Annotated in this window: 18 protein-coding genes and 2 pseudogenes; 10 read left to right on the top strand and 10 right to left on the bottom strand. The window is 70.4% G+C overall.

Annotated elements, in window-relative coordinates:
* Positions 1-141: 141 nt before the first annotated feature.
* Together V1634_RS05015 and V1634_RS05010 are read left to right on the top strand one after the other, a co-directional pair.
* Entirely contained in the window at positions 142-552 is a 411-nt protein-coding gene (locus tag V1634_RS05015) for a GntR family transcriptional regulator (RefSeq protein WP_234358927.1), read from the top strand.
* Positions 549-1,664, top strand: coding sequence for a DUF1648 domain-containing protein (locus V1634_RS05010; RefSeq protein ID WP_331206554.1), 1,116 nt, complete (start codon positions 549-551; stop codon positions 1,662-1,664). The genes V1634_RS05015 and V1634_RS05010 overlap by 4 nt, the downstream gene beginning before the upstream one ends.
* 75 nt (positions 1,665-1,739) lie before the next feature.
* On the opposite strand, the gene V1634_RS05005 is transcribed toward V1634_RS05010, so the two are convergent.
* The 5 genes from V1634_RS05005 to V1634_RS04985 all read right to left on the bottom strand — a co-directional run bounded on the left by V1634_RS05005 (position 1,740) and on the right by V1634_RS04985 (position 6,632).
* Positions 1,740-1,946 (bottom strand): DUF397 domain-containing protein, encoded by a 207-nt coding sequence (locus V1634_RS05005; RefSeq protein WP_331206553.1) that lies wholly within the window; start codon positions 1,944-1,946, stop codon positions 1,740-1,742.
* Positions 1,947-1,962: 16 nt separating this feature from the next.
* The gene (locus V1634_RS05000; RefSeq protein ID WP_331206552.1) at positions 1,963-2,817 is read right to left on the bottom strand and encodes a helix-turn-helix domain-containing protein; all 855 of its coding nucleotides are present in this window, start codon (positions 2,815-2,817) and stop codon (positions 1,963-1,965) included.
* Positions 2,818-3,079: 262 nt separating this feature from the next.
* A complete protein-coding gene (locus V1634_RS04995) occupies positions 3,080-4,078 on the bottom strand; it encodes a sigma-70 family RNA polymerase sigma factor (protein ID WP_407951721.1) in 999 nt (332 codons plus the stop codon).
* Positions 4,079-4,538: 460 nt separating this feature from the next.
* Complete coding sequence (locus tag V1634_RS04990) at positions 4,539-5,438, bottom strand: N-acetylmuramic acid 6-phosphate etherase (protein ID WP_331206550.1); 900 nt, start codon at positions 5,436-5,438, stop codon at positions 4,539-4,541.
* A 285-nt stretch (positions 5,439-5,723) separates the two neighbouring features.
* Complete coding sequence (locus V1634_RS04985) at positions 5,724-6,632, bottom strand: MurR/RpiR family transcriptional regulator (protein ID WP_331206549.1); 909 nt, start codon at positions 6,630-6,632, stop codon at positions 5,724-5,726.
* A 336-nt stretch (positions 6,633-6,968) separates the two neighbouring features.
* Between V1634_RS04985 and V1634_RS04980 the strand changes: the two genes are divergently transcribed.
* Positions 6,969-7,697 carry an SDR family NAD(P)-dependent oxidoreductase gene (locus tag V1634_RS04980; protein ID WP_331206548.1) on the top strand — a complete coding sequence of 243 codons (729 nt, stop codon included), beginning with the start codon at positions 6,969-6,971 and terminating at the stop codon, positions 7,695-7,697.
* Positions 7,698-7,839: 142 nt separating this feature from the next.
* On the opposite strand, the pseudogene V1634_RS04975 reads toward V1634_RS04980, so the two are convergent.
* Positions 7,840-8,490 (bottom strand): annotated as a pseudogene (locus V1634_RS04975) (dTMP kinase); the annotation flags it as partial.
* Between the two features lie 269 nt (positions 8,491-8,759).
* Here V1634_RS04975 and V1634_RS04970 point away from each other — a divergent pair.
* The 4 genes and pseudogenes from V1634_RS04970 to V1634_RS04955 all read left to right on the top strand — a co-directional run.
* Positions 8,760-9,320, top strand: a pseudogene (locus tag V1634_RS04970) (nucleotidyltransferase); the annotation flags it as partial.
* 77 nt (positions 9,321-9,397) lie between these two features.
* A complete protein-coding gene (locus tag V1634_RS04965) occupies positions 9,398-9,673 on the top strand; it encodes a hypothetical protein (RefSeq protein ID WP_331206547.1) in 276 nt (91 codons plus the stop codon).
* 13 nt (positions 9,674-9,686) lie between these two features.
* The gene (locus V1634_RS04960) at positions 9,687-10,460 is read left to right on the top strand and encodes a metallophosphoesterase family protein (RefSeq protein WP_331206546.1); all 774 of its coding nucleotides are present in this window, start codon (positions 9,687-9,689) and stop codon (positions 10,458-10,460) included.
* Between the two features lie 3 nt (positions 10,461-10,463).
* Positions 10,464-10,610, top strand: coding sequence for a GPGG-motif small membrane protein (locus V1634_RS04955; protein WP_331206545.1), 147 nt, complete (start codon positions 10,464-10,466; stop codon positions 10,608-10,610).
* A 291-nt stretch (positions 10,611-10,901) separates the two neighbouring features.
* Here V1634_RS04955 and V1634_RS04950 read toward each other — a convergent pair whose 3' ends face one another.
* From V1634_RS04950 to V1634_RS04940, 3 genes are read right to left on the bottom strand one after another with little or no spacing between them, the layout of a single operon-like run.
* A complete protein-coding gene (locus V1634_RS04950; RefSeq protein WP_331206544.1) occupies positions 10,902-11,606 on the bottom strand; it encodes a cyclase family protein in 705 nt (234 codons plus the stop codon).
* The gene (locus V1634_RS04945; RefSeq protein ID WP_331206543.1) at positions 11,593-12,855 is read right to left on the bottom strand and encodes an argininosuccinate synthase domain-containing protein; all 1,263 of its coding nucleotides are present in this window, start codon (positions 12,853-12,855) and stop codon (positions 11,593-11,595) included. The genes V1634_RS04950 and V1634_RS04945 overlap by 14 nt, the downstream gene beginning before the upstream one ends.
* Positions 12,852-13,886 (bottom strand): TauD/TfdA family dioxygenase, encoded by a 1,035-nt coding sequence (locus V1634_RS04940; RefSeq protein ID WP_331206542.1) that lies wholly within the window; start codon positions 13,884-13,886, stop codon positions 12,852-12,854. The genes V1634_RS04945 and V1634_RS04940 overlap by 4 nt, the downstream gene beginning before the upstream one ends.
* A 231-nt stretch (positions 13,887-14,117) precedes the next feature.
* Here V1634_RS04940 and V1634_RS04935 point away from each other — a divergent pair, with 231 nt between their 5' ends.
* Together V1634_RS04935 and V1634_RS04930 are read left to right on the top strand one after the other, a co-directional pair.
* Positions 14,118-14,951 (top strand): phytanoyl-CoA dioxygenase family protein, encoded by an 834-nt coding sequence (locus V1634_RS04935; RefSeq protein ID WP_331206541.1) that lies wholly within the window; start codon positions 14,118-14,120, stop codon positions 14,949-14,951.
* Between the two features lie 925 nt (positions 14,952-15,876).
* Positions 15,877-16,536, top strand: coding sequence for a LuxR C-terminal-related transcriptional regulator (locus tag V1634_RS04930; RefSeq protein ID WP_331206540.1), 660 nt, complete (start codon positions 15,877-15,879; stop codon positions 16,534-16,536).
* A gap of 153 nt (positions 16,537-16,689) precedes the next feature.
* On the opposite strand, the gene V1634_RS04925 is transcribed toward V1634_RS04930, so the two are convergent.
* Positions 16,690-17,469 carry a peptidoglycan DD-metalloendopeptidase family protein gene (locus V1634_RS04925; RefSeq protein ID WP_331206539.1) on the bottom strand — a complete coding sequence of 260 codons (780 nt, stop codon included), beginning with the start codon at positions 17,467-17,469 and terminating at the stop codon, positions 16,690-16,692.
* Between the two features lie 128 nt (positions 17,470-17,597).
* Here V1634_RS04925 and V1634_RS04920 point away from each other — a divergent pair, with 128 nt between their 5' ends.
* The gene (locus tag V1634_RS04920; RefSeq protein WP_331206538.1) at positions 17,598-18,353 is read left to right on the top strand and encodes an HD domain-containing protein; all 756 of its coding nucleotides are present in this window, start codon (positions 17,598-17,600) and stop codon (positions 18,351-18,353) included.
* The last annotated feature ends 84 nt before the right edge of the window (positions 18,354-18,437 follow it).

The raw sequence follows: 18,437 nt of genomic DNA, 5'->3' as shown, positions 1-18,437 counted from the left end.
TGTTCTATTAGTTGTATAGCAGGTGTCAAAGCTAAAGGCGAGCGGCAGCCGGGCGCCCGGGGTGAGGGGACTCACCACGGCCGGGGCGCAGCGGGCTTGTCAGTCATGCCGAACTGTTCTATAACTTGTGGAACAGGAAGGGTGGCCGGCGTGATAATCGAGGTGGACCCGAACAGCGAGGTCCCGATCTACCAGCAGCTCCGCGACCGGGTGGTCGAGGCGATCGCCAGCGGTGCCCTCCGGGAGGGCAGCCCGCTCCCCTCCACCCGCGCCCTGGCCACCGACTTCGGCATCAACTTCCACACCGTCAACAAGGGCTACGACCTGCTGCGCCAGCAGCGCCTGCTGCGGATCAACCGGAAGTCGGGTGCGGTGGTGCTCCGGGACGCCCACTCCGGCCCACCGGCACCGGAATTCGTCGCCGACTGGACCGGCCGGGCCACCACGCTGCTGGCCGAGGCGACCGCGCACGGCCTGACCCGGGAAGAGGTGTTGGAGATCTGCCGCACGGTGCTGACCACCTTCGACGAGGGACAGGAGGAGTCGCGATGACGGTCGCCTGGATCAGCGTGGCGCTGTTCACGATCGCCGGTTCCGCCTGGATCATGCCCGCGGTCCAGCGACCGACCCTGCCGTTCGGCGTACGGGTGCCCGCCCAGCGGGCCGGTGACGCCGCCATCGCCGGTCAGATCCGCACCTTCCGGAGCAGGGTCGCCGTGGGTGGACTCCTCGGGCTGTCCGCCGGGATCGCGCTGATGCTGGCCGTGGACGGCGACGAGGAGACCGTGGCGCTGGTCGGCCTGGTGCCGATGGTGGCCCTGATGCTGCTGGTCGGACTCTTCTACCTGCGGGCCCGCCAGGCGATCCAGCGGGTGAAGGCCGAAGACGGCTGGTACAGCGGCGTCACCCAGCGGGTCGCGGTGGACACCTCGCTGCGTACCGGGCCCGAGCGGCTGCCCTGGCCGTGGGTGCTACCCGCGCTGCTCGTCCCGCTGGTCACGCTCGCGGTCGGGATCGCCAGCTATCCGGAGATGCCGGAGCGGGTGCCGATGCGCACCAACGGCTCCACGGTGGTCGCCTGGCAGGCGAAGTCGCCCTGGGTGGTCGGAGTACCGGTGGCGCTCGAACTGGCCACCACGGTCCTGCTGGTGGCCCTGCTCGCCTGGTCCTACCGGAGCCGGGCCGATCTGGACCCCTCCGCGCCGAAGCGCTCGGCCGCCCAGCACCGGCTCTTCCTCCGGCGCATCTCCCGGGCCCTGCTGGTGCTCGCCGCCTGCGGAAACCTCACCATTCTCTGCGCCTTCCTGCCGATGTGGCAGGGGCGGGCACCGGGTCCGCTGGCCACCGCCGCGATGGTGCTCTCCACGCTGCTCGGCACGGCCTACCTGCTGGTGGTGGCGCTGCGCGCCGGTCAGGGCGGCAGCCGCATCGCCACGGTCGAGGCCCCGGCGGCCGAACGCCCCGACACCGCACACGCCGACGACGACAGGTACTGGCGGCTCGCCGGCCTCTGCTACGTCAACCGCGACGACCCGGCGATCCTGGTGCAGAAGCGGATCGGCATCGGCTGGACCCTCAACTTCGGCAACCCCCGGAGCCTGCTGCTGCTGACCGCCGTCCTGGCGGCACTGCTGGCCGGCATCCTGGTGCCCGCGCTGGTCTGAGTCGGCCGCGGCGGGCGGTCCGGGGAGCGGGGCGGTTCGGGGGCGGGGCGGCTCGGTCGGGGAGCGGTCACCGGGTCAGCCGGGGACCCGGCCGTCCGGACCGAGAGCCGTGACAAACGCCACCCAGGCGGTCGGCACGAACCGGAGCACGGGGCCGTCCGTGTCTTTCGAGTCACGTACGGCGACGCCGACGGCGAGTTGGGCCACCTCGACGCAGTTGCCGCCCTCGCCACCAGATCGGCTGCTCTTTTGCCAGGTCAGCGTGCTTTCGTTCGGCCGCATCCCGTCCAGCCCTCCCTCACGTCCAGAAGGCCGCCGTCTCCCTGAGCAGCCGCGCCGATTCTTTCCGCGACAACGCTGCCGCAACCAGGTGGTCGAAGGCAAGCGCGAAGGAGGCGATCTGGGCCGGCTCGTCGATATAGAGCGCGCCGGTCCGGTGTTCGGTGTAGACGAGGCCCGGATCGGTGGGCTCGGGGAAGCCGAGAATCGCGAACGGCCGGCCGAACGCCGTGTACGCCGGGCTGTTGAACCGGACCACCCGCAACTCGACGTGGGACCGCTCGGCGAGCACCGCCAGGTGACCGAGCTGGTCGCGCATCACCGCCTCGTCGCCGACCCGGCACCGCAGTACCGCCTCGCCGAGTACCACCCGCAGCCGCATCGGGTCGTGTTCGTGCAGCCGCCGCTGTCGGGCCAGCCGGAGTTCGACCTGCCGGGTCAGTTCCTCGGCCGGTGCCAACGGTTGGGTGGCCCGGATCAGCGCGGTGGCGTACGCCTCGGTCTGCAACAGGCCGGGCACCAGGTGCGTCTCCACGGTACGGATCTCGGTCGCCTCGGACTCCAGCCCGACGTACACCTCGAACCAGTCCGGGATCGCGCCGCCGTAGGTGACCCACCAGCCGCGCTGGGTCGACTGCTTGGCCAGGGTCGCCAGCACCTCGCGGGTACGTTCGTCGGCCACCCGGTAGATGTCGAGCAGCGCGAGGACGTCGCGGGTCCGGGTGGAGTGCTTCCCCGCCTCGATCCGGGAGATCTTGGCATCGGAGCACTTCATCCGCTGCGCCACCTGGAGCAGGGTGAGCTGCTCCCGTTCACGCAGGCGGCGCAGCTCGATGCCGAGCCGGCGACGCCGGGCGGTCGGACTGATCGGCACGGAGTCCTCCCCGATTGCTCCGTCGGTGGTGGCGCGCCGACCGTCGGGCGACGGCACCCCTTCCGACGCGAGCGGAACTCACTGTCGTGGTGCCGGTCACCCTAATGGTTGATGTTGGTGTCGCGCTCCGCAGGCACCCGGCGTCGGCCCCCGCAGGTACGACGACGAGCGGCCGGCGTCCCACTGGACGCCGGCCGCTCACCGCTTTGTCGAAGTGACGCTGATCCTCCGGCGCTGCGCCGGGATCGCCAGCCCTGGTCGTTCAGGCCGCCTGTAGCCCCTCGGCCCGGGCCAGTTCGCGCAGCCGGCCCAATGCCTGGATCTCCAGTTGCCGGATCCGCTCCCGGGAGAGCGAGAACCGGGACGCGACCTCGGTCAGCGAGTGCTCGCGGCCGTCCTCCAGGCCGTACCGGGCCCGCATGATCCCGGCCGACCGGTCGTCGAGGTGGTTCAACAGACCCTCGATGCGCTGCCGCTCCAGGCCGGTGAGCACGATCTCCTCCGGCGACGGGGCGTCGCTGTCCGCGACGAGGTCACCGAGGTTGGTGTCGCCGTCGTCGCCGACCGGGGTGTCCAGCGAGACGGTGTCCTGCGACCAGCGGACCAGCTCGTGCACCCGCTCCACCGGTACGCCCAGGGCCGCCGCGATCTGCTCCGGCTCCGGGTCGCTGCCCAGTTCACGGGTGAGCTGGCGGGCCACGTTGCGCATCCGGTTGACGTCCTCGACCAGGTGCACGGGCAGCCGTACGGTGCGCTCCTGCTGGGCGATGGCCCGGCTGATCGCCTGCCGAATCCACCAGGTCGCGTACGTCGAGAACTTGTATCCCCGCTCGTAGTCGAACTTCTCGACCGCCCGGACCAGACCGGTGTTGCCCTCCTGGATCAAATCCAGCATCGGCATCCCGGAGCGGACGTACCGGCGGGCGATGGAGACGACCAGCCGGAGGTTGGCCCGGATGAAGAGGTCCTTCGCCCGCTCTCCCTCGACCACCAGCCGCTCCAGCTCCGCCTGGCTGACGCCGACCGGAAGCTTCTCGGAGTCGATCAGGTGCTCAGCGTAGAGCCCAGCCTCGATGGCCTTGGAGAGGTCGACCTCGGCGGCGGCGTCGAGCAGCGGTGTGCGGGAGATCTCGTGCAGGTACACGCCGACCAGGTCGCGCTCCTCGGCGACCTCGTCGGTCCGCATCACGATCTTCTTCTCCACGTTCCCCACGGTCCCCTCGTCGTTCCTCCCGGTGGCCCGGGTTCCTGCCCCTGCCATCCCCACGTTCATCAGCCCTCCCCGTAACTTCCGCTGTGCCCCGCGGTGCTGACACCTACACAACAGTTGAGACGCGTTGGGGATTCCATCTGGTGAGTCGAAAGTGTCACGAATGCCTGAGTAGTTGCTGAAAGCACGATCGACGTTTGCTGTCAGTCGTCCCGATCGGGGCATGTCGGAGCCGGTGATAGCGCAGCTGAGGGGCCGTGCGACGGCTCTGCACCCGATATCGCATCATCGCCACGCAACGACACACAGCGATCAACGTCACCCGATTGCTGCGATGCTCGTCACGCTTCGATACACGCGCGGCGCGGCCGGTCGGTTCATCCGCCGCCCCAGGGTTACCCCTCCGCCTGCGCAACAATCCGGGGCCCGGGGATAGTCCCGCCGTCCGTGGCCCCGGTCCCCCGGGCGTTCCGGCCCGCGCTCCGGGACCCCGCGCAGGAGCGCCCGGAGGTCAGCCGGCGAGCAGGGCGATCGCGCCGCGTACCTGGTTCGCCGAGCGGTCCAGCGCGGCGCGGGCGTCGGCGACGGCCGCACCGGACAACAGCGACACCAGGGCCGCCTTCAGGTCGCCGTCGGCCTCGGTCAGCGCGTGCTGCGCGACCTCCTCGGGGCAATCCGTCGCCTCCACGAGGATCGAGATCATCCGTCCCCGCAGTTTCGCGTTGGTGGCGACCATGTCGATCATCAGGTTTGAGTAGACCCGCCCCAGCCGCACCATCACGGCGGTGGAAAAGCCGTTCAGCACCAGTTTCTGGGCGGTCGCGGCCTTCATCCGCGTCGAACCGGTAACCACCTCGGGACCGGTCTCGACCCCGATGAACACCGTCACCGAGCGGGCCGCCACGGCGTCCGGGTCGGCACAGATCAGCACGGTGTCCGCACCGAGCCCGGTCGCCGCGCCCAGTGCTCCGAGCACGTACGGGGTACGGCCACTGGCGGCCAGGCCGACCACGAGGTCACCGGGGTGTACGCAGCCACGCGCCTCCTCGGCACCGCCGGGCTCGTCGTCCTCGGCGTCCTCGACGGCCCGCCACATCGCGTCCGGCCCGCCCGCGAGGTGTGCGCAGAACCAGCGGTCCGGGGCGTTGAAGGTGGGCGCCAGCTCGGCGGCGTCGAGCACACCGAGCCGGCCGGAGGTCCCCGCGCCGAAGTAGTGCACCCGGCGGCCGGCCCGCAGCGCCGTCACGGCCAGCTCGACGGCGACGGCGATCTCGTCCAGCACCTTCGTCACCGCGGCCGGCACCCGCCGGTCGTCCTCGTTGATCACCTTGAGGACGTCCCGGACGGACATCAGGTCGAGGTCGATGCTGCGTGGGTTGCGCAGTTCGGTCGGGGAACTCACCCGGACCACCGCGCGCGGTTCCCGCGCTCGCCCCTCGGCCGCACCCGCCGCCGCGCCGCCGTCGGGCGCGCCCGTGCCGTCTGCCGGGTAGCCCGGCTCGGCCGGCGGGTAAGAGGACCCCGCGTCGGAATCCGGACGCGGGGTGGTGGCGGGTAGCGCACCGGGCTCGACCCGTCCGGCCGTCATGTCCGCCCCCCAGCATCCCGGCCACCGCCGAGCCCGTCGCTCATATCGCCGCCGCCTCGCCGTACGCGGCGACGCCCCGCGGCACCGTCACGCCGGCCCGTCCACCGCTCATGCCCGCCTCCCCTTGACCCGGTGCGGCTGCACCGCTTCGGCGGTGACCTCCAGGGCCTTCTTGGCTCTGGCCCGGTTGCGCGCGGCGACCCCGACGAAGAGGCAGTCGACCACCGTCAACTGGGCGAGCCGGCTGGCCATCGCACCGGACCGGTACGTCGTCTCCCGCGCCGCCGTGGTGAGCACGTGGTCCGCGACGTCGGTGATCGGCGACCGGGGGAAGTTGGTCAGCGCGACCGTGGTCGCCCCGCGGGCCCGCGCCTGCTCCAGCACCTCGACCGCGTCCAGGGTGGTGCCGGTGTGCGAGATGCCGATCGCCACGTCGCCCTTGCCGAGCAGGGCCGCCGAGGTGAGCGCGGTGTGCACGTCCGGGAAGTAGAAGGCGGTCCGGCCGATCCGGTGCAGTTTCTGCTGGAAGTCGGAGGCGACGAAGCCGCTCGCCCCGGCACCGTAGATGTCGATCCGGCCGGCACCGTTGATCGCCTCGACCACCTGCTCGCAGACCGCCGCGTCGAGCTGCTCGGCGGTCTCCTCGACCGCCCGGGCGTCGCTGAAGGCGATGGTCGCGATGATCTGCGCCAGGTCGGCGCCGGGTGGGATGTCGCCGCCGACGACCCGGGCGTCCGGTGGCTCCACCCGGCGGGCCGCCTCGGCCGCGAGCCGGATCCGCAGTTGCGGGTAGCCGTCCATGCCGACCGACCGGCAGAACCGGATGACGGTGGCCTCGGAGGTCTCGGCGGCGGTCGCGAGGTCTGTGATGGTCCGGCGAGCGGCGTCCGCGGGATCCGCCACGACGAGTCTGGCGACCCGTTGTTCGGCGGGCGACAGCGACGGGAGCAGGCCGCTGATATGGACGATCAGCCCGCCTGTCTCGTGACTCGCAGAAACCTTCGCAGTCTTCACCACGGATGAAACTTACTTTCAGGGAGGCGTGAGCGTCAACCATGACGCGCTACACCTGCGAAAGTACGCCCAACGGGTGGGAAATTACGCCCGGTCAGCCCAGCCGAGCGTGCCATTCCCACCACACCTTCGGCTCGGTGGGGTAACCGAGCCCGCAACGCCGGACGGCATCCGGGTGAATAGTCATCGATCGATAGGCTACCGGAGCGACCCACCGGCGGGCCGGAGAACACCGCCCTCGACCGTCCAGATCGGACCAGTCCGGCCGCCGGACGGTGCCGGGGGCGGCTGGGGCGGTGTGCCGACGGCAGGACCGGCGCTGCCGATAGCGTGGCAGGCATGGCAGATCGCACTGTACTGGTCAGCGGCGGAGCGGGCGGGCTCGGCGGGGCGGTCACCGCCGCCTTCGTCGCGTCCGGCTGGCGGGTGGTGGTACCCGTACGCCCGGACGGCGGGGCGGCCCCGGCCGGCGTACCAGGCGAGCCGGGTGGCGAGGTACTACGGGTCGCGGCGGACCTCACCGACCCGGAACAGGTCGCCCGGGCGGTCGAGGTGGCCGGCGGGGACGCCGGGGCACCGTTGCGGGCGGTGGTGAACCTGGCCGGCGGGTACGCGGCCGGCGGCCTGGTGCACGAGACCCCGGTCGCCGACTTCGAAGAGATGATCGCCCGCAACCTGCGCCCGACCTACCTGGTCACCCGGAGCGCGCTGCCGTACCTGCTGGAGGCCGGCGGCGGGTCGCTGGAGGCCGGCGGCGGGTCGGTGGTCTGCGTCTCCTCCCGAGCCGCACTCGCACCCTTCCCCGGTGCCGCCGGCTACGTCACCGGGAAGGCGGCGGTACTCGCCTTCGCCTCGGCGGTCGCCGTCGAATACCGGCAGGCGGGGGTGCGCTGCAACACGGTGGTGCCGAGCGTCATCGACACGCCGGCCAACCGGGCGGCGCAGCCCAGCGCGGACCACTCCCGCTGGGTGGCCCCGGCGGAGATCGCCGGGGTGATCCACTTCCTGGCCAGTGACGAGTCGGCGCCGACGAGCGGCGCGACGATACCGGTGTACGGCCGGGCCTGACCGACCCGGCCGTGGCCGGCTCTGCCTCGTCCGGCTCGTCCATCTCGTCCGGCCCGGACGACCGGCTGGCCAGGTCCGGCGTACCCGGTGGGTCCGCCGCACCGCGCGGGTCGAGCGGGCCGGCCGGGGCGGCGTCGAACCCGGGCAGCGGGCGGTCGGCCGGCAGCCACGCCCGCACACCGGCCTGGATCGCCCGGGTCACCTCGGCCGGGGAGCGGTTGGCGTCCACCACCACGAACGTGGCGGACTCCGGCAACGAGCGGTACGCCGCGGCCCCGGCGGCCAGGTAGGTGATGTTCTCGTGGTCGGTGCCCCGGGCCTCGATCCGCCGGTACGCCTCACCCGGGTCCACCGCGAGCAGGAAGGTGATGTCGGGCGGCGGGAAGATCCGGTACAGCAACCGGGCGAGGCTCTCCCAGCGTCGTCCGCCACCGTGCGCCCGGATGCTGGCGTACTGGCAGACCGAGTAGCGGTCCATCACGGCGACCCGGGAGCGGAGTCGGGACCGGAGCAGTGCCCGGCCGATCGCCAGCCAGCGCAGCACCGACTCGGCCAGCAGCATCCCGTTGCGGCCCAGGAGACGCTGGGCGTCCCGCCGGCCAAGTTTGCGGGCCAGCCGGCCGAACCACCGCCGACCGCCCGCGTTCTGCCAGTACGTCGCCGGAACGCCGCTCACGGTCAGCGCGTCCGCCAGCCGGTGTGCCTGGGTGGTCTTGCCCGAGCCGTCGATTCCGACCAGGGCCACGGCCCGCAGCCGTCCCCCGTGCCGCCGCTGGAGCAGAGTTCGGGCCACGTTCAGCAACGGTACCCGGCGCGCGCAGCCCCCCGGCCCGACAAAGCCGCCGGGGTCCCTCCTGCCGCCCGACGAGCCGTACCGGCCGGCCCGTCCCGGCGGGACCGGCACGCCGGTCCGTGCCGTTACGTCCGGTTCCGGCTCGGGCAGCGCCGCCGGATCCCGGCCCAGGTGTGTCCCGGCCCAGGTGTGAAGGAACGAAGTGCCGGGTACCGGTAAATCTCCACCCCATTGACCAGATGCCCATGGCCATTGACCCGGGAGACCCGATGGATCACAACGGCGACGAGACCCTCCTTGCCACCCTCAAGCGGGTCGCCGCCGTCCTGAAGCAGTCCGAGATCCCCTTCGCGCTGGGCGGCAGCTTCGCGGTGTACGCGCACGGCGGCCACTCCAGCGACCACGACGTCGACTTTCTCATCCGCGAGCAGGACGTCGAGCGCGCCCTGGAGGCGCTCGTCGAGGTCGGCTTCACCGCAGAGCGCCCCCCGGAGGACTGGCTGGTGAAGGTCTGGGACAACGACCGGATGGTGGACCTGATCCACCGCCCGATCGAGACCCCGGTCACCGACGAGACCTTCCGGGACACCGTGGTGCGCCCGGTCGACGCCATCCACATGCCGGTGCTGTCGGCCACCCACCTGATGGTGCACAAGCTGCTGAGCTTTTCTCAGCACTACTGCGACTTCGCCCGCGGCCTGCCGCTCGCCCGCTCGCTGCGGGAGCAGATCGACTGGGACCGGGTACGCAAGGAGACGGCGCACTCCCCGTACGCCGAGGCGTTCCTGGTGCTGCTGGACCGGTTGGACGTCGTGCCCTACTCGCCGACCGGCGGGGAGAAGCGTTATTCGCAGGCCGGCGTGGAGAAGGGGTTGACCGGCATGGACGAGCGGAGCGAGGTGGCGACATGAACCAGCGCGGCACGGCGGGTACCGAGCCGCCGGACGACTATCTGGAGGCGGCGATCCAGCGCCTGCTCACCGAACGCACCGAGATCGCCGAGCAGGGCATCACGGTGAGCCGCCGGGACCACTCCGTGGTGCTCTGCGGCGAGGTGGAGAGCGCGCAGCGCCGCGAGGAGATCCTCCGCATGGTGCTGGAGCACTTTCCCGAGGTGCCGGTGACCGTCGACATCGGACTGATCCGCACCCAGGCCCCGACCGAGGTGGAGGAGCTGCGGTGAGGGAGGCGACGACATGGTGATCCGGATCGCGGCGGTCGGCGACGTGCACATGGACCAGGACGTGGTCGGGCGGTTCCGGCCGGCCCTGGAACGGTTGCCGGACAGCGCCGACGTCCTGCTGCTCGCCGGGGACCTGACCAGGCACGGCACCGAGTCCGAGGCCCGCTGCGTGGCGACCGAGTTCGGCAACCTCGGCGTACCGGTGGTCGCGGTGCTCGGCAACCACGACCACCACTGCAACGAGGTGCCGGCGGTGATCCGGGTACTGGAGGACGCCGGCATCCTGGTGCTGGAGGGCACCAACGTGGTGCTGGAGTGTTCCGGGACGCGGCTCGGCATCGCGGGTGCGAAGGGCTTCGGCGGTGGCTTCGCCGGCCGCTGCGCCAGCGAGTTCGGCGAACCGGAGATGAAGGCGTTCGTCCGGACCACCAGCGACATCGCCGAGCAGCTCGGCGAGGCGCTGCGCGAGATGGACTGCGACGTACGGGTGGCGCTGACCCACTACGCCCCGGTGCCCGACACCCTGGCCGGGGAGCCGCTGGAGATCTATCCGTTCCTCGGCTCGTACCTGCTCGGTCAGGCCATCGACTCCGCGCCGACCGAGCTGGCGCTGCACGGGCACGCGCACGCCGGCAGCGAGCGGGGCACCACCCCCGGCGGGGTACGGGTCCGCAACGTCGCGCACCCGGTGATCAAGCAGGCGTACAGCGTGTTCCACCTGCACCCGCCCTTCGCGGGGGCCACCGCGGGCAAGGTTTCCGCGATCAGCGCCGGGGGTATTTCCTGAGCCATGGAATTCTTGCTCTGGATCCTCGCGGTTGTACTGGTGGTCGCTGGCGTGCTCGCACTGTTCCGGCGGCAGATCCTCTGGGGTGTCGTGCTCATCGTCGTCGGGCTGCTCGTCGGTCCGTTCGGCGTCAGCATCTTCAGCAGTTGATCCCAGGCCGTCGTAGGCGCAGCGCCGGCCTCGGATCTCGAAGACTCCCCGTAACAGAAGAAGAAAGGCCCCTACGAGCACGCCGGGGTCGCCGCGACCGGGTCTCCCTCTCCCCCTGGACGACCCGGTCCCGGCGGCCCCGGCGATCCGTGTCTCCGCCCCGTCCGGGGGGTGGTCGGGCACTGCTTCGGGTTCGTACGTCGACCGAGGACGCCCTGCTCGACCAGGGGACCGTCGGCAGGCTGTCGCGGGCCGCCAGGTCCGGAGCCCAGTTCCGTTTCCCCCGTGTCCTCATCGCGCGATCATGGCCTCGCCCGAATCGACGAGCGCGTAGGCCCGCACCGGGAAGGTGCCCATTCCCGCCACCGCCACCGGCGCGGCGTGGAACCGGAAGCCCCGCTCCGGCAGGTCGCCCAGCTTCGTCATGTGCTCGACGATCGGGATGCCGGCGTCGAGCAGGGTGGTGTGCGCCGGGCGGCTGCCGTCGGCCATGTCGTCGATGTTGACCGAGTCGATGCCGACGACGGCAGGTTGCTGGTCGGCGAGCCATCGTGCGCCGGCACCGGTGAGGAACGGATGTCCCGGCTCGCCGTAGCCGTCCGTACCCCACCGCACGTCCCATCCGGTGTGGATGAGCACCGCCCGGCCCGTCACCGGCACCGCCGCGAACTGCTCCGGGCCGATACCGGGGCCGTTCGCCGTCGCGTCGACACGTACGCCCGGCACGTCGACCAGCCGGGTCAGGTCCAGCCCGGCGATGTCGGTGCCACCGGCGAACCGGTGGAACGGTGCGTCCAGATAGGTTCCGGTGTTGGCCACCAGCGTGATGCGTCCGATCTGGAACTCGGTGCCGGGCGCGTACCGGTCCCGCGACGCTTCCCGGGTGAGGTGGTCGCTGATTTCGGGTCCGGGCAGGCCCGGATACGTCACCGTGCCGTGCCGTACGACATGGCTCAGCTCGACCAGGGTCCGTCCGCTGGAGTCACCGGGCTTCATCCGCGCGCTCCCGATCCCTCGCTATGTGGTGACGATTCCGTAATCCCAGCGTCGCGAGGCTCAGCCAGGGGCCGTACGAGTACTCACGCATCCAGTCGTGGTACGCCTGCCCCATCCGGGCGTAGTGGAGGCCGTACTCGGTATGGGTCTCCAGTACGGTCACCGAGCCCCGGTACAGGCGCAGCCGCACCGTACCGGTGACCGGGGCATCCAGGTCAGCGAGGCACCGCGCCAGACACTGGCCCAGGTGACCGAACCACCCGCCCCCGACCACCACGTTGGTCCACTCCGTCGCCAGGCCGGACCGGACCGCGTGCTCCCTTGAGTCGAGCACCGCGTTCAGCAGGCAGCGGTGGGCCGTGCTGATCACCGTGGCCGCCGGTGACTCACGGACCTCGTGGTTCTTGACGCCGAACGGGGTGTCCTCCAGACCGGAGAACCGACCGACGCCGTGCCTCCCGGCCAGGGCGTTGAGCCGACCGACGATGCCCGCCAGGTCCGACTCGGTGCCGTCCACCGCGGTGGGTAGACCGGCACGGAAGGTCAGATCCAGTTCGGCGGGCTGCGCCGGGGTGTCCGCGATGTCCCGGGTCAAGGTGAATACCGACTCGTCGAGGCGGTTCTCCGGGCGCTCCAACGAGCCGCATTCGATCACCCGGGACCACGGATTCGCATCGACGCTGTGGATCCCGGTGGGGAAGTAGATCCCCGACTCGGCCAACCGGGCCAGCTTCTGCTCGCGCGGCAGGTCCGAGCCGAGGAACGGGGCGACGACCGTCAGGTCCGGCGCCAGCGCCACGACCGACGCCGTGATCCGCATGGCGCTGTTCTGCATGTACGTCGCCGTGTGGCCGATCGCGTCACAGCCCAGTTCCCGGGCCACGGCCACCGCGGCTCGCGCCATCAGAGGACGGGTCAGGGTCGACCCGACAGGAAACGATCCCTGGAAGAACGCGTCGGCGTGGATAGCCGGCGGGAGGAACTCGGTGAAGAATTCGTCCGTGGCGTCCACCCGCCGGCACTCCACCCCCAGCCGCGAGGCGATACCGGCGGGCTCTCCGGCGGTGCCGGCCTCGTCGGGGCCCAGGTCGCCGGCGCCGATCAGGACCTGGAGCGCGGTGACCCGAATGTCCCGGTCGCTGAGCACCTTGAGCAGGAACGAACCGTCCACCCCGCCGGAGTACAGCAACAGCAGATGACGCGGCGGCCGGTCCGCCAACTCCGGCAGCGAGGTGACGAACTGGCTCATAAGGCGCCCGCTCCGGCAGCGGGTCGACCCTCGCGTGCCATGTCGGCGGTGATGGTTGTCAACGGTGCACACACCCGTGAACCCGCCGTCCGGTACGCCCGCGAGCGACGCAGGTCCACCACCGCGAAACAGCGGCGCAGCCACCTGTCGTGCCCGTCGTGGCGGGCCCGGAACCCACTGCGACCGTGCACCGAGATCCGGTTGTCCACGACGAGCATCTCGCCCGCCGCGAGCACCGCGCCGATCACCACCTGGGGTACCACCGCCGCGAACTCGTCCAGGGCCCGGCGGGCCGGCTCCGTCAACGGCTCCATGGCATGGAAGTCCGCCACCAGGTCGGGATCGGTGCTGGGCCCGGACAACACCGCCAGCGGCTGCGAATGCCCGACGGTGCCCCCGGCGGCGAACGAACTGGCGATCCGGATACGGAACTGCGGCTGACGCAGCACCTCAAGGCTGTCGGCGGACAGCTTCGACACTATGCGCCGGGCCGACCCAGTCACCGTACGGGCGTCGCCGTCGTGATCCGAGCGCAGGCACAGGAGGGTCACGAAATCAGGCTTGAACGGGTGGAAACCATCCTCCGTGTGCAGCTCCATGAAGCTCGTTCCGGTGTTCTCCTGACGATCCGCGGCACCGCGTACCGGAATGACGTCCTGCACCAGCCGGCCCTCCTTCTCGTCCGCGAAGGAGATCACGTCGCCCAGGCGGGACGCGACGATGAGCTGGGCCATCGTGGCGACCGGCACGTCCGTCCAGGCCCGCGCGTTGCCGCTCGGTGGCGTGGGGCCGAGGTTCTCGTCGACCGGCATCCCCCGGATCAGCAGCGAACCGTGGGAATTGCCCTGCTGACGAAATGCCGCCAGCGCGCGGATCAGCCGGGGCGGAATCTCGCACCCGGCGACCTCCGCCTCGACCAGTACCTGTGGGTCGTCCAAGGAGTGTCGGGCGAGCCGCGCCGCGATATCAGCGCATCGCGCGTACATCTGCCGGCGCTCCTGCGAGTTGAGGACAACCGTCACATCTGTCATCGGACCGATGTCTGACCGCGCAATCATCATCGTCCTTCTCCGTTATGGCTGCGGCGCCTCGCTGGCCCGGGCGCAAAACGCCCGCACCAGCCTCCCCCACAAGGGCCACGGGCCCCATCCCCACCGGATCGCCGTACTGACCTAGCCAGTTGTCTATGCCCAGGAATAGGCGGTGATTTCCCCGCCGGGCGGTCCAGGATGAACTCATCAGAATCCGACGGAGGTACCGACGTGACCAGATCGAGCGCGAGGCTGATCAAGCCCCTCAGCCAGGGCCAGACCGACGAGTATCGCCGGGAGGGCTTCCTGATGCTGTCGCCGGATCACCTGTCCGACACCCTGCTGGCCGACGTCCAGGCCGCTGTGCCGGAGATCCTCGGACAGGACGGTCCGCATCGGATCCTCGAACGCGACGGGATCACCATCCGTTCTGTGTACGGGCCGCACCGGTCGTCGGCCGCGGTCGCTGCGCTGGCCCGCTGGCCCGGGATCATCGGAGCGGCGGCCCAGATCCTCGACGACGACGTCTACGTGCATCAGTCCAAGTTGAACGTCAAGGCCGCGTTCGCGGGAGATCGCTGGGAATGGCACCAGGACTACATCAACTGGCTGGAAAGGGACGGCATCCAGTCCGACAATCTGATCAACGTGGCCCTCTTCCTGGACGATGTCTCCGAGTTCAACGGGCCCTTGACGTTCATTCCAGGCTCCCACAGCAACGGTCTGCTCGACGGCAGCGACATCGACGGTATGCCGGCCGGGTACGAGGAGGCGGCGGGCTGGGTGAGCACGCTGACCGCCACGGAGAGATTCCAGATCGACCGCGAGATCATAGCCAGGCTGGCACGGGAGCGGGGGATGGTCGCCCCGAAGGGGCCGGCCGGGTCAGTGCTGCTGTTCCACTCGAATGTCCTGCACGCCTCCATGCCGAATCTCTCCCCGTTCAGCCGGAAGGTCCTCCTGCTCGTCTACAACGCGGTGAGCAACCCGCCGACGAACACGACCGATCCCCGGCCGGACTTCCTCGCCGCGCACGACCCGGTCGCGCTCGAGCCGGCTTCCTGATCATTTCGCCGTCGGTGGCGCGGCCATCCTCGGCGTTCCCTTCGCTGACCCAATCCCCGGAAACTTGGAAGCGACCTTGGTCATACTTCACAAAGCGCATGAGAAATGGAGTACCGCCGACGCGAGTGCGATAGCGCGCATGCCCCCTCGCCCGCAGCCACGTGTCGTGGACCGCGTACTCCATGCGTCCTACAGCAGTAGCCACCATCGTCAGTGAAATTGAGATACGGTGCCGCACGTCGATCGTCGAGATTGGCACGGGCGCGTCCACGATCTTCTTCGCGGCGGTGGCCACGAATGGCGGTCAGCTCGTCGCCATCGAACGAAAGCGTTGAGGTGTCGCCGGGTCTCGACGACGGTCAACGCAATGCTCAGGACGGCCAGAGCGGGCATGGCCAGGGTGAGAACCGGTGCCAGCCGGTCCAGCCACGGACCTGGTAGTGGTCCAGGCCGACCGCGACGGACCGCGTCGGACGACGCCGCGCGTCACCGTCATCACCTGACGCCGACTCGGCTCGATGGCCTCGCCACTTGACGTGATATTGACAGAGATGATTACCGCAAGTAAGGTAGGCGATAGATCGCCTCGATGCGCGGGGCGAAGCACGAGTGTTCGACGGGGGCAGGATCAAGCATGTTCCGATCTTGGCTGTACTCAATTACCCACGCTGCGGTTCCGCGAGATCAATGACCTGTCGCACTGCCACCATCGCGGATGGCGCCGTCTTCGTTACCGGGCCGTACGCGCGATCGGATATCTCAGGCCGTCGATCGGCGAAATTCCCCGACGCCGCAGGCGACACCGACCGAGACCCCGTAATCGCTCGATTCGCCGGGGCGAAGACGGAGTCTGTCGTCGGCCGGGCCGGCCGCCAGACACCTACCTCTGCCCTGTCGGATGACTGGAAGGGTTCCCGGACGTCCAATGAGCGAGATTGCAGCAAAGGGTCGATCCCACGATCTCAACATTGCGCTGATTGTCGGAAACAATGTGGTCTCCGCAGGTATGGAGAGCGTACTGCAGCGAGTCGACAGGGTCCGCTCCGTCAGTTTCTGGGATGCGCGGTCACCGCAGACGTGGCCCCGGTCCGGTAAGTACGACGTACTGATCGTCGCCTTGGAGGAATGGCATCTCCTCCGGGACAGCCCGGCGTTGGAGATAGAAACCCCGCCACTGGTGCTCGTGCTCGGCGACCACATCCACGAAAACCACACCGAAGACCTGGCCAGCCTGCCGACCGACGGCTTCCTCTCCCTGACGGACATGTCCGTCGACACCCTCGACGACGCGCTCTGCCGCGTGTCCATGGGTGCCGTACCCCTACCTACCCCGCTGGCCCGTCGGCTGCTGGCCGGCAGGCACGGACCTGCCTACCTCCAACCTCGCCGGCCGGTGCGGTTGACCTCCCGGGAACGGGAGACACTCGCCCTGCTCGTCGTCGGCATGAGCAACAAGCAGATCGCCCGGCAGCTCAGGATCTCGACCCACGGGGCGAAGCGGCTGGTGGGATCCATCCTCCTGAAGACCGGATCGCCGAACCGCACGGCGGCGGTGGTCACCGCGATGCGAACGGGTCTCGTGTAACGCTATGGCGAAACCGTGACTCCCGGGAGTCTGGTGGATCTGGTCCGCCGTCAGGCCGTGATGGTCTGGCTCGCGGTCCCCCGCCGGACGCCGGCGCCGATCCGTCGCGTGTCCAGCGCGGTCGGCACCGGCGCCACCGGCGGCGCCCGGCGCTCAGCAGCGCGGTACGCCGGGGATGAACCCGTCGTAACCGGTCAGGACGTACGCGTCGGAGATGAACCGGCCGGTCCCGATCCGGTCCCAGATGTTGCTGGTGCCGTAGGTGCCGGTCACCGTCGTACCGGTGGTCTGGCAGCCGATGGTGACCCTGGCCCCGTCGGCGACCGTGCCGACCGAGGAGTAGCCCGTGCCGGGGCCGGACCGCACGGTCAGCGGGCTGCCCGCGGTGTTGACCGTGCCGGATCCGGTGCCGCCGCCGGAGCAGGCGTTGTCGCTGGTGTAGGTGCGGGTGCCCCAGTAGAGCGCCAGCGTGCCGTTGAACCGCACCTGGATGGCGGAGCCGTTCAGGCGCTGCTCGTAGTGCAGGTGCGGGCCGGTGGATCCGCCGGTGGTGCCGACGTACCCGATCACGGTGCCGTAGCCGACGCTCCGTCCGACGGCGGTGTTGAAGCTGTTCAGGTGGGCGTAGTAGGTGGTGTATCCGCCGCCGTGGTTGATCCGGACGTACTTGCCGTAGCTGGTGTTGCCGAGGTCGGTGACGACGTCGACGGTGCCGGCGGCGCTGGCCACCACCGGGTCGCCCTGGTCGTCGGTGCGGTTGAAGTCGATGGCGTTGGCCGGGCTGTGGTTGGTCCGGGTCTGCCCGGACCAGGACTGGCCGCAGGGGAACGGCACCTTGAAGGTGGGCGCGGCGGCGGCCGGCGAGGCCGGGACCAGCACCGCGGCGGCCAGCAGCAGGCCGGCACCGACGGAAGCGAACAGGCGGAAGCGCACGACGACCTCCTATGGCGAAAGTTTTCTATGTACGAATGGATCGTGGCAGATAACTTCACTCAGCGGAAGACCGGAGTCGGGCGCGGGGGCGGCCCGGCGGTGGGGGCGATCCGGTATACCTGGACGACATGGCCTCGCCGACGTACCTGAGGAGCATGCCGCTGCACGCCGTGACCGAGGTCTACGGCGAGGCCGGCCTGCGGGACCGGTTCGCACTGGAGACGGAGCGCTTCGCCCCGGCCGACCGGGCCCGGCTGGCGGCGGCGCTGGACCTCGCCGGCACGCTGCACCGCGACGACCACCGGGTACGCGAGCCCTACCTCAACCACCTGCTCCGGGTGGCTATCCGGATCATCTGCTACTACTCGGTGACCGACGTCGACGTGATCGCGGCGGCGCTGCTGCACGACGCGGTGGAGGACCACCCGGCGGAACTCGCCGGCCTGCCCGCCGGGACGACCGGCCCGGCGGCCACCGAGGCGGCGCTGGCCGAGGTGGCCCGGCGGTTCAACCCCCGGGTCGCCCGGCTGATCGCGGCGGTAACCAACCCGGAGTACGACCCCGAGCGGGACCGGGACGAGCAGTACCGCGCGCACCTGGCGGAGAGCCTGGACCGGGAGCCCTGGGCCCGGGTGATCAAGGTTTCCGACTTCACCGACAACGGCGTGGGGGTCATCCACACCACCGGAGACCGGGTGCACCGCTCGGCCCGCAAGTACCGCCCCCTGGTGCCGCTCTTCCGTGACCTGGTCACCCGGCCGGACACCCCGCTGGACACCGAGGCGCGGACGCACATCCTCGGCCAGCTCGACCTCGCCGAGCAGCGCTTCGCCGCGATCCTCGACGAGCCCGAGGCCGCCCCGGCGCTCCCGGCCGCCGAGTAGCCGCGACGCCGCCGGCCGGCCCGGCGGCGACCGCCGGGTTTCCGAATCGTTACGGCCTCGTGGCTCACCGGGTCTGGACGCCCC

Origin of the sequence: Plantactinospora veratri (assembly GCF_036421995.1) — a bacterium.
In the GTDB taxonomy this organism is placed as follows: domain Bacteria; phylum Actinomycetota; class Actinomycetes; order Mycobacteriales; family Micromonosporaceae; genus Plantactinospora; species Plantactinospora veratri.
The sequence above is the reverse complement of the archived record's forward strand: the minus strand, read 5'-3'. Positions and strand labels throughout refer to the sequence as shown.

Coding starts and splice junctions, on each gene's coding strand:
- V1634_RS05010 (WP_331206554.1), top strand. CDS start 549: ATGACGGTCGCCTGGATCAGCGTGGCGCTGTTCACGATCGCCGGTTCC.
- V1634_RS05005 (WP_331206553.1), bottom strand. CDS start 1,946: ATGCGGCCGAACGAAAGCACGCTGACCTGGCAAAAGAGCAGCCGATCT.
- V1634_RS04995 (WP_407951721.1), bottom strand. CDS start 4,078: ATGGCAGGGGCAGGAACCCGGGCCACCGGGAGGAACGACGAGGGGACC.
- V1634_RS04980 (WP_331206548.1), top strand. CDS start 6,969: ATGGCAGATCGCACTGTACTGGTCAGCGGCGGAGCGGGCGGGCTCGGC.
- V1634_RS04965 (WP_331206547.1), top strand. CDS start 9,398: ATGAACCAGCGCGGCACGGCGGGTACCGAGCCGCCGGACGACTATCTG.
- V1634_RS04960 (WP_331206546.1), top strand. CDS start 9,687: ATGGTGATCCGGATCGCGGCGGTCGGCGACGTGCACATGGACCAGGAC.
- V1634_RS04955 (WP_331206545.1), top strand. CDS start 10,464: ATGGAATTCTTGCTCTGGATCCTCGCGGTTGTACTGGTGGTCGCTGGC.
- V1634_RS04950 (WP_331206544.1), bottom strand. CDS start 11,606: ATGAAGCCCGGTGACTCCAGCGGACGGACCCTGGTCGAGCTGAGCCAT.
- V1634_RS04945 (WP_331206543.1), bottom strand. CDS start 12,855: ATGAGCCAGTTCGTCACCTCGCTGCCGGAGTTGGCGGACCGGCCGCCG.
- V1634_RS04940 (WP_331206542.1), bottom strand. CDS start 13,886: ATGACAGATGTGACGGTTGTCCTCAACTCGCAGGAGCGCCGGCAGATG.
- V1634_RS04930 (WP_331206540.1), top strand. CDS start 15,877: ATGAGCGAGATTGCAGCAAAGGGTCGATCCCACGATCTCAACATTGCG.
- V1634_RS04920 (WP_331206538.1), top strand. CDS start 17,598: ATGGCCTCGCCGACGTACCTGAGGAGCATGCCGCTGCACGCCGTGACC.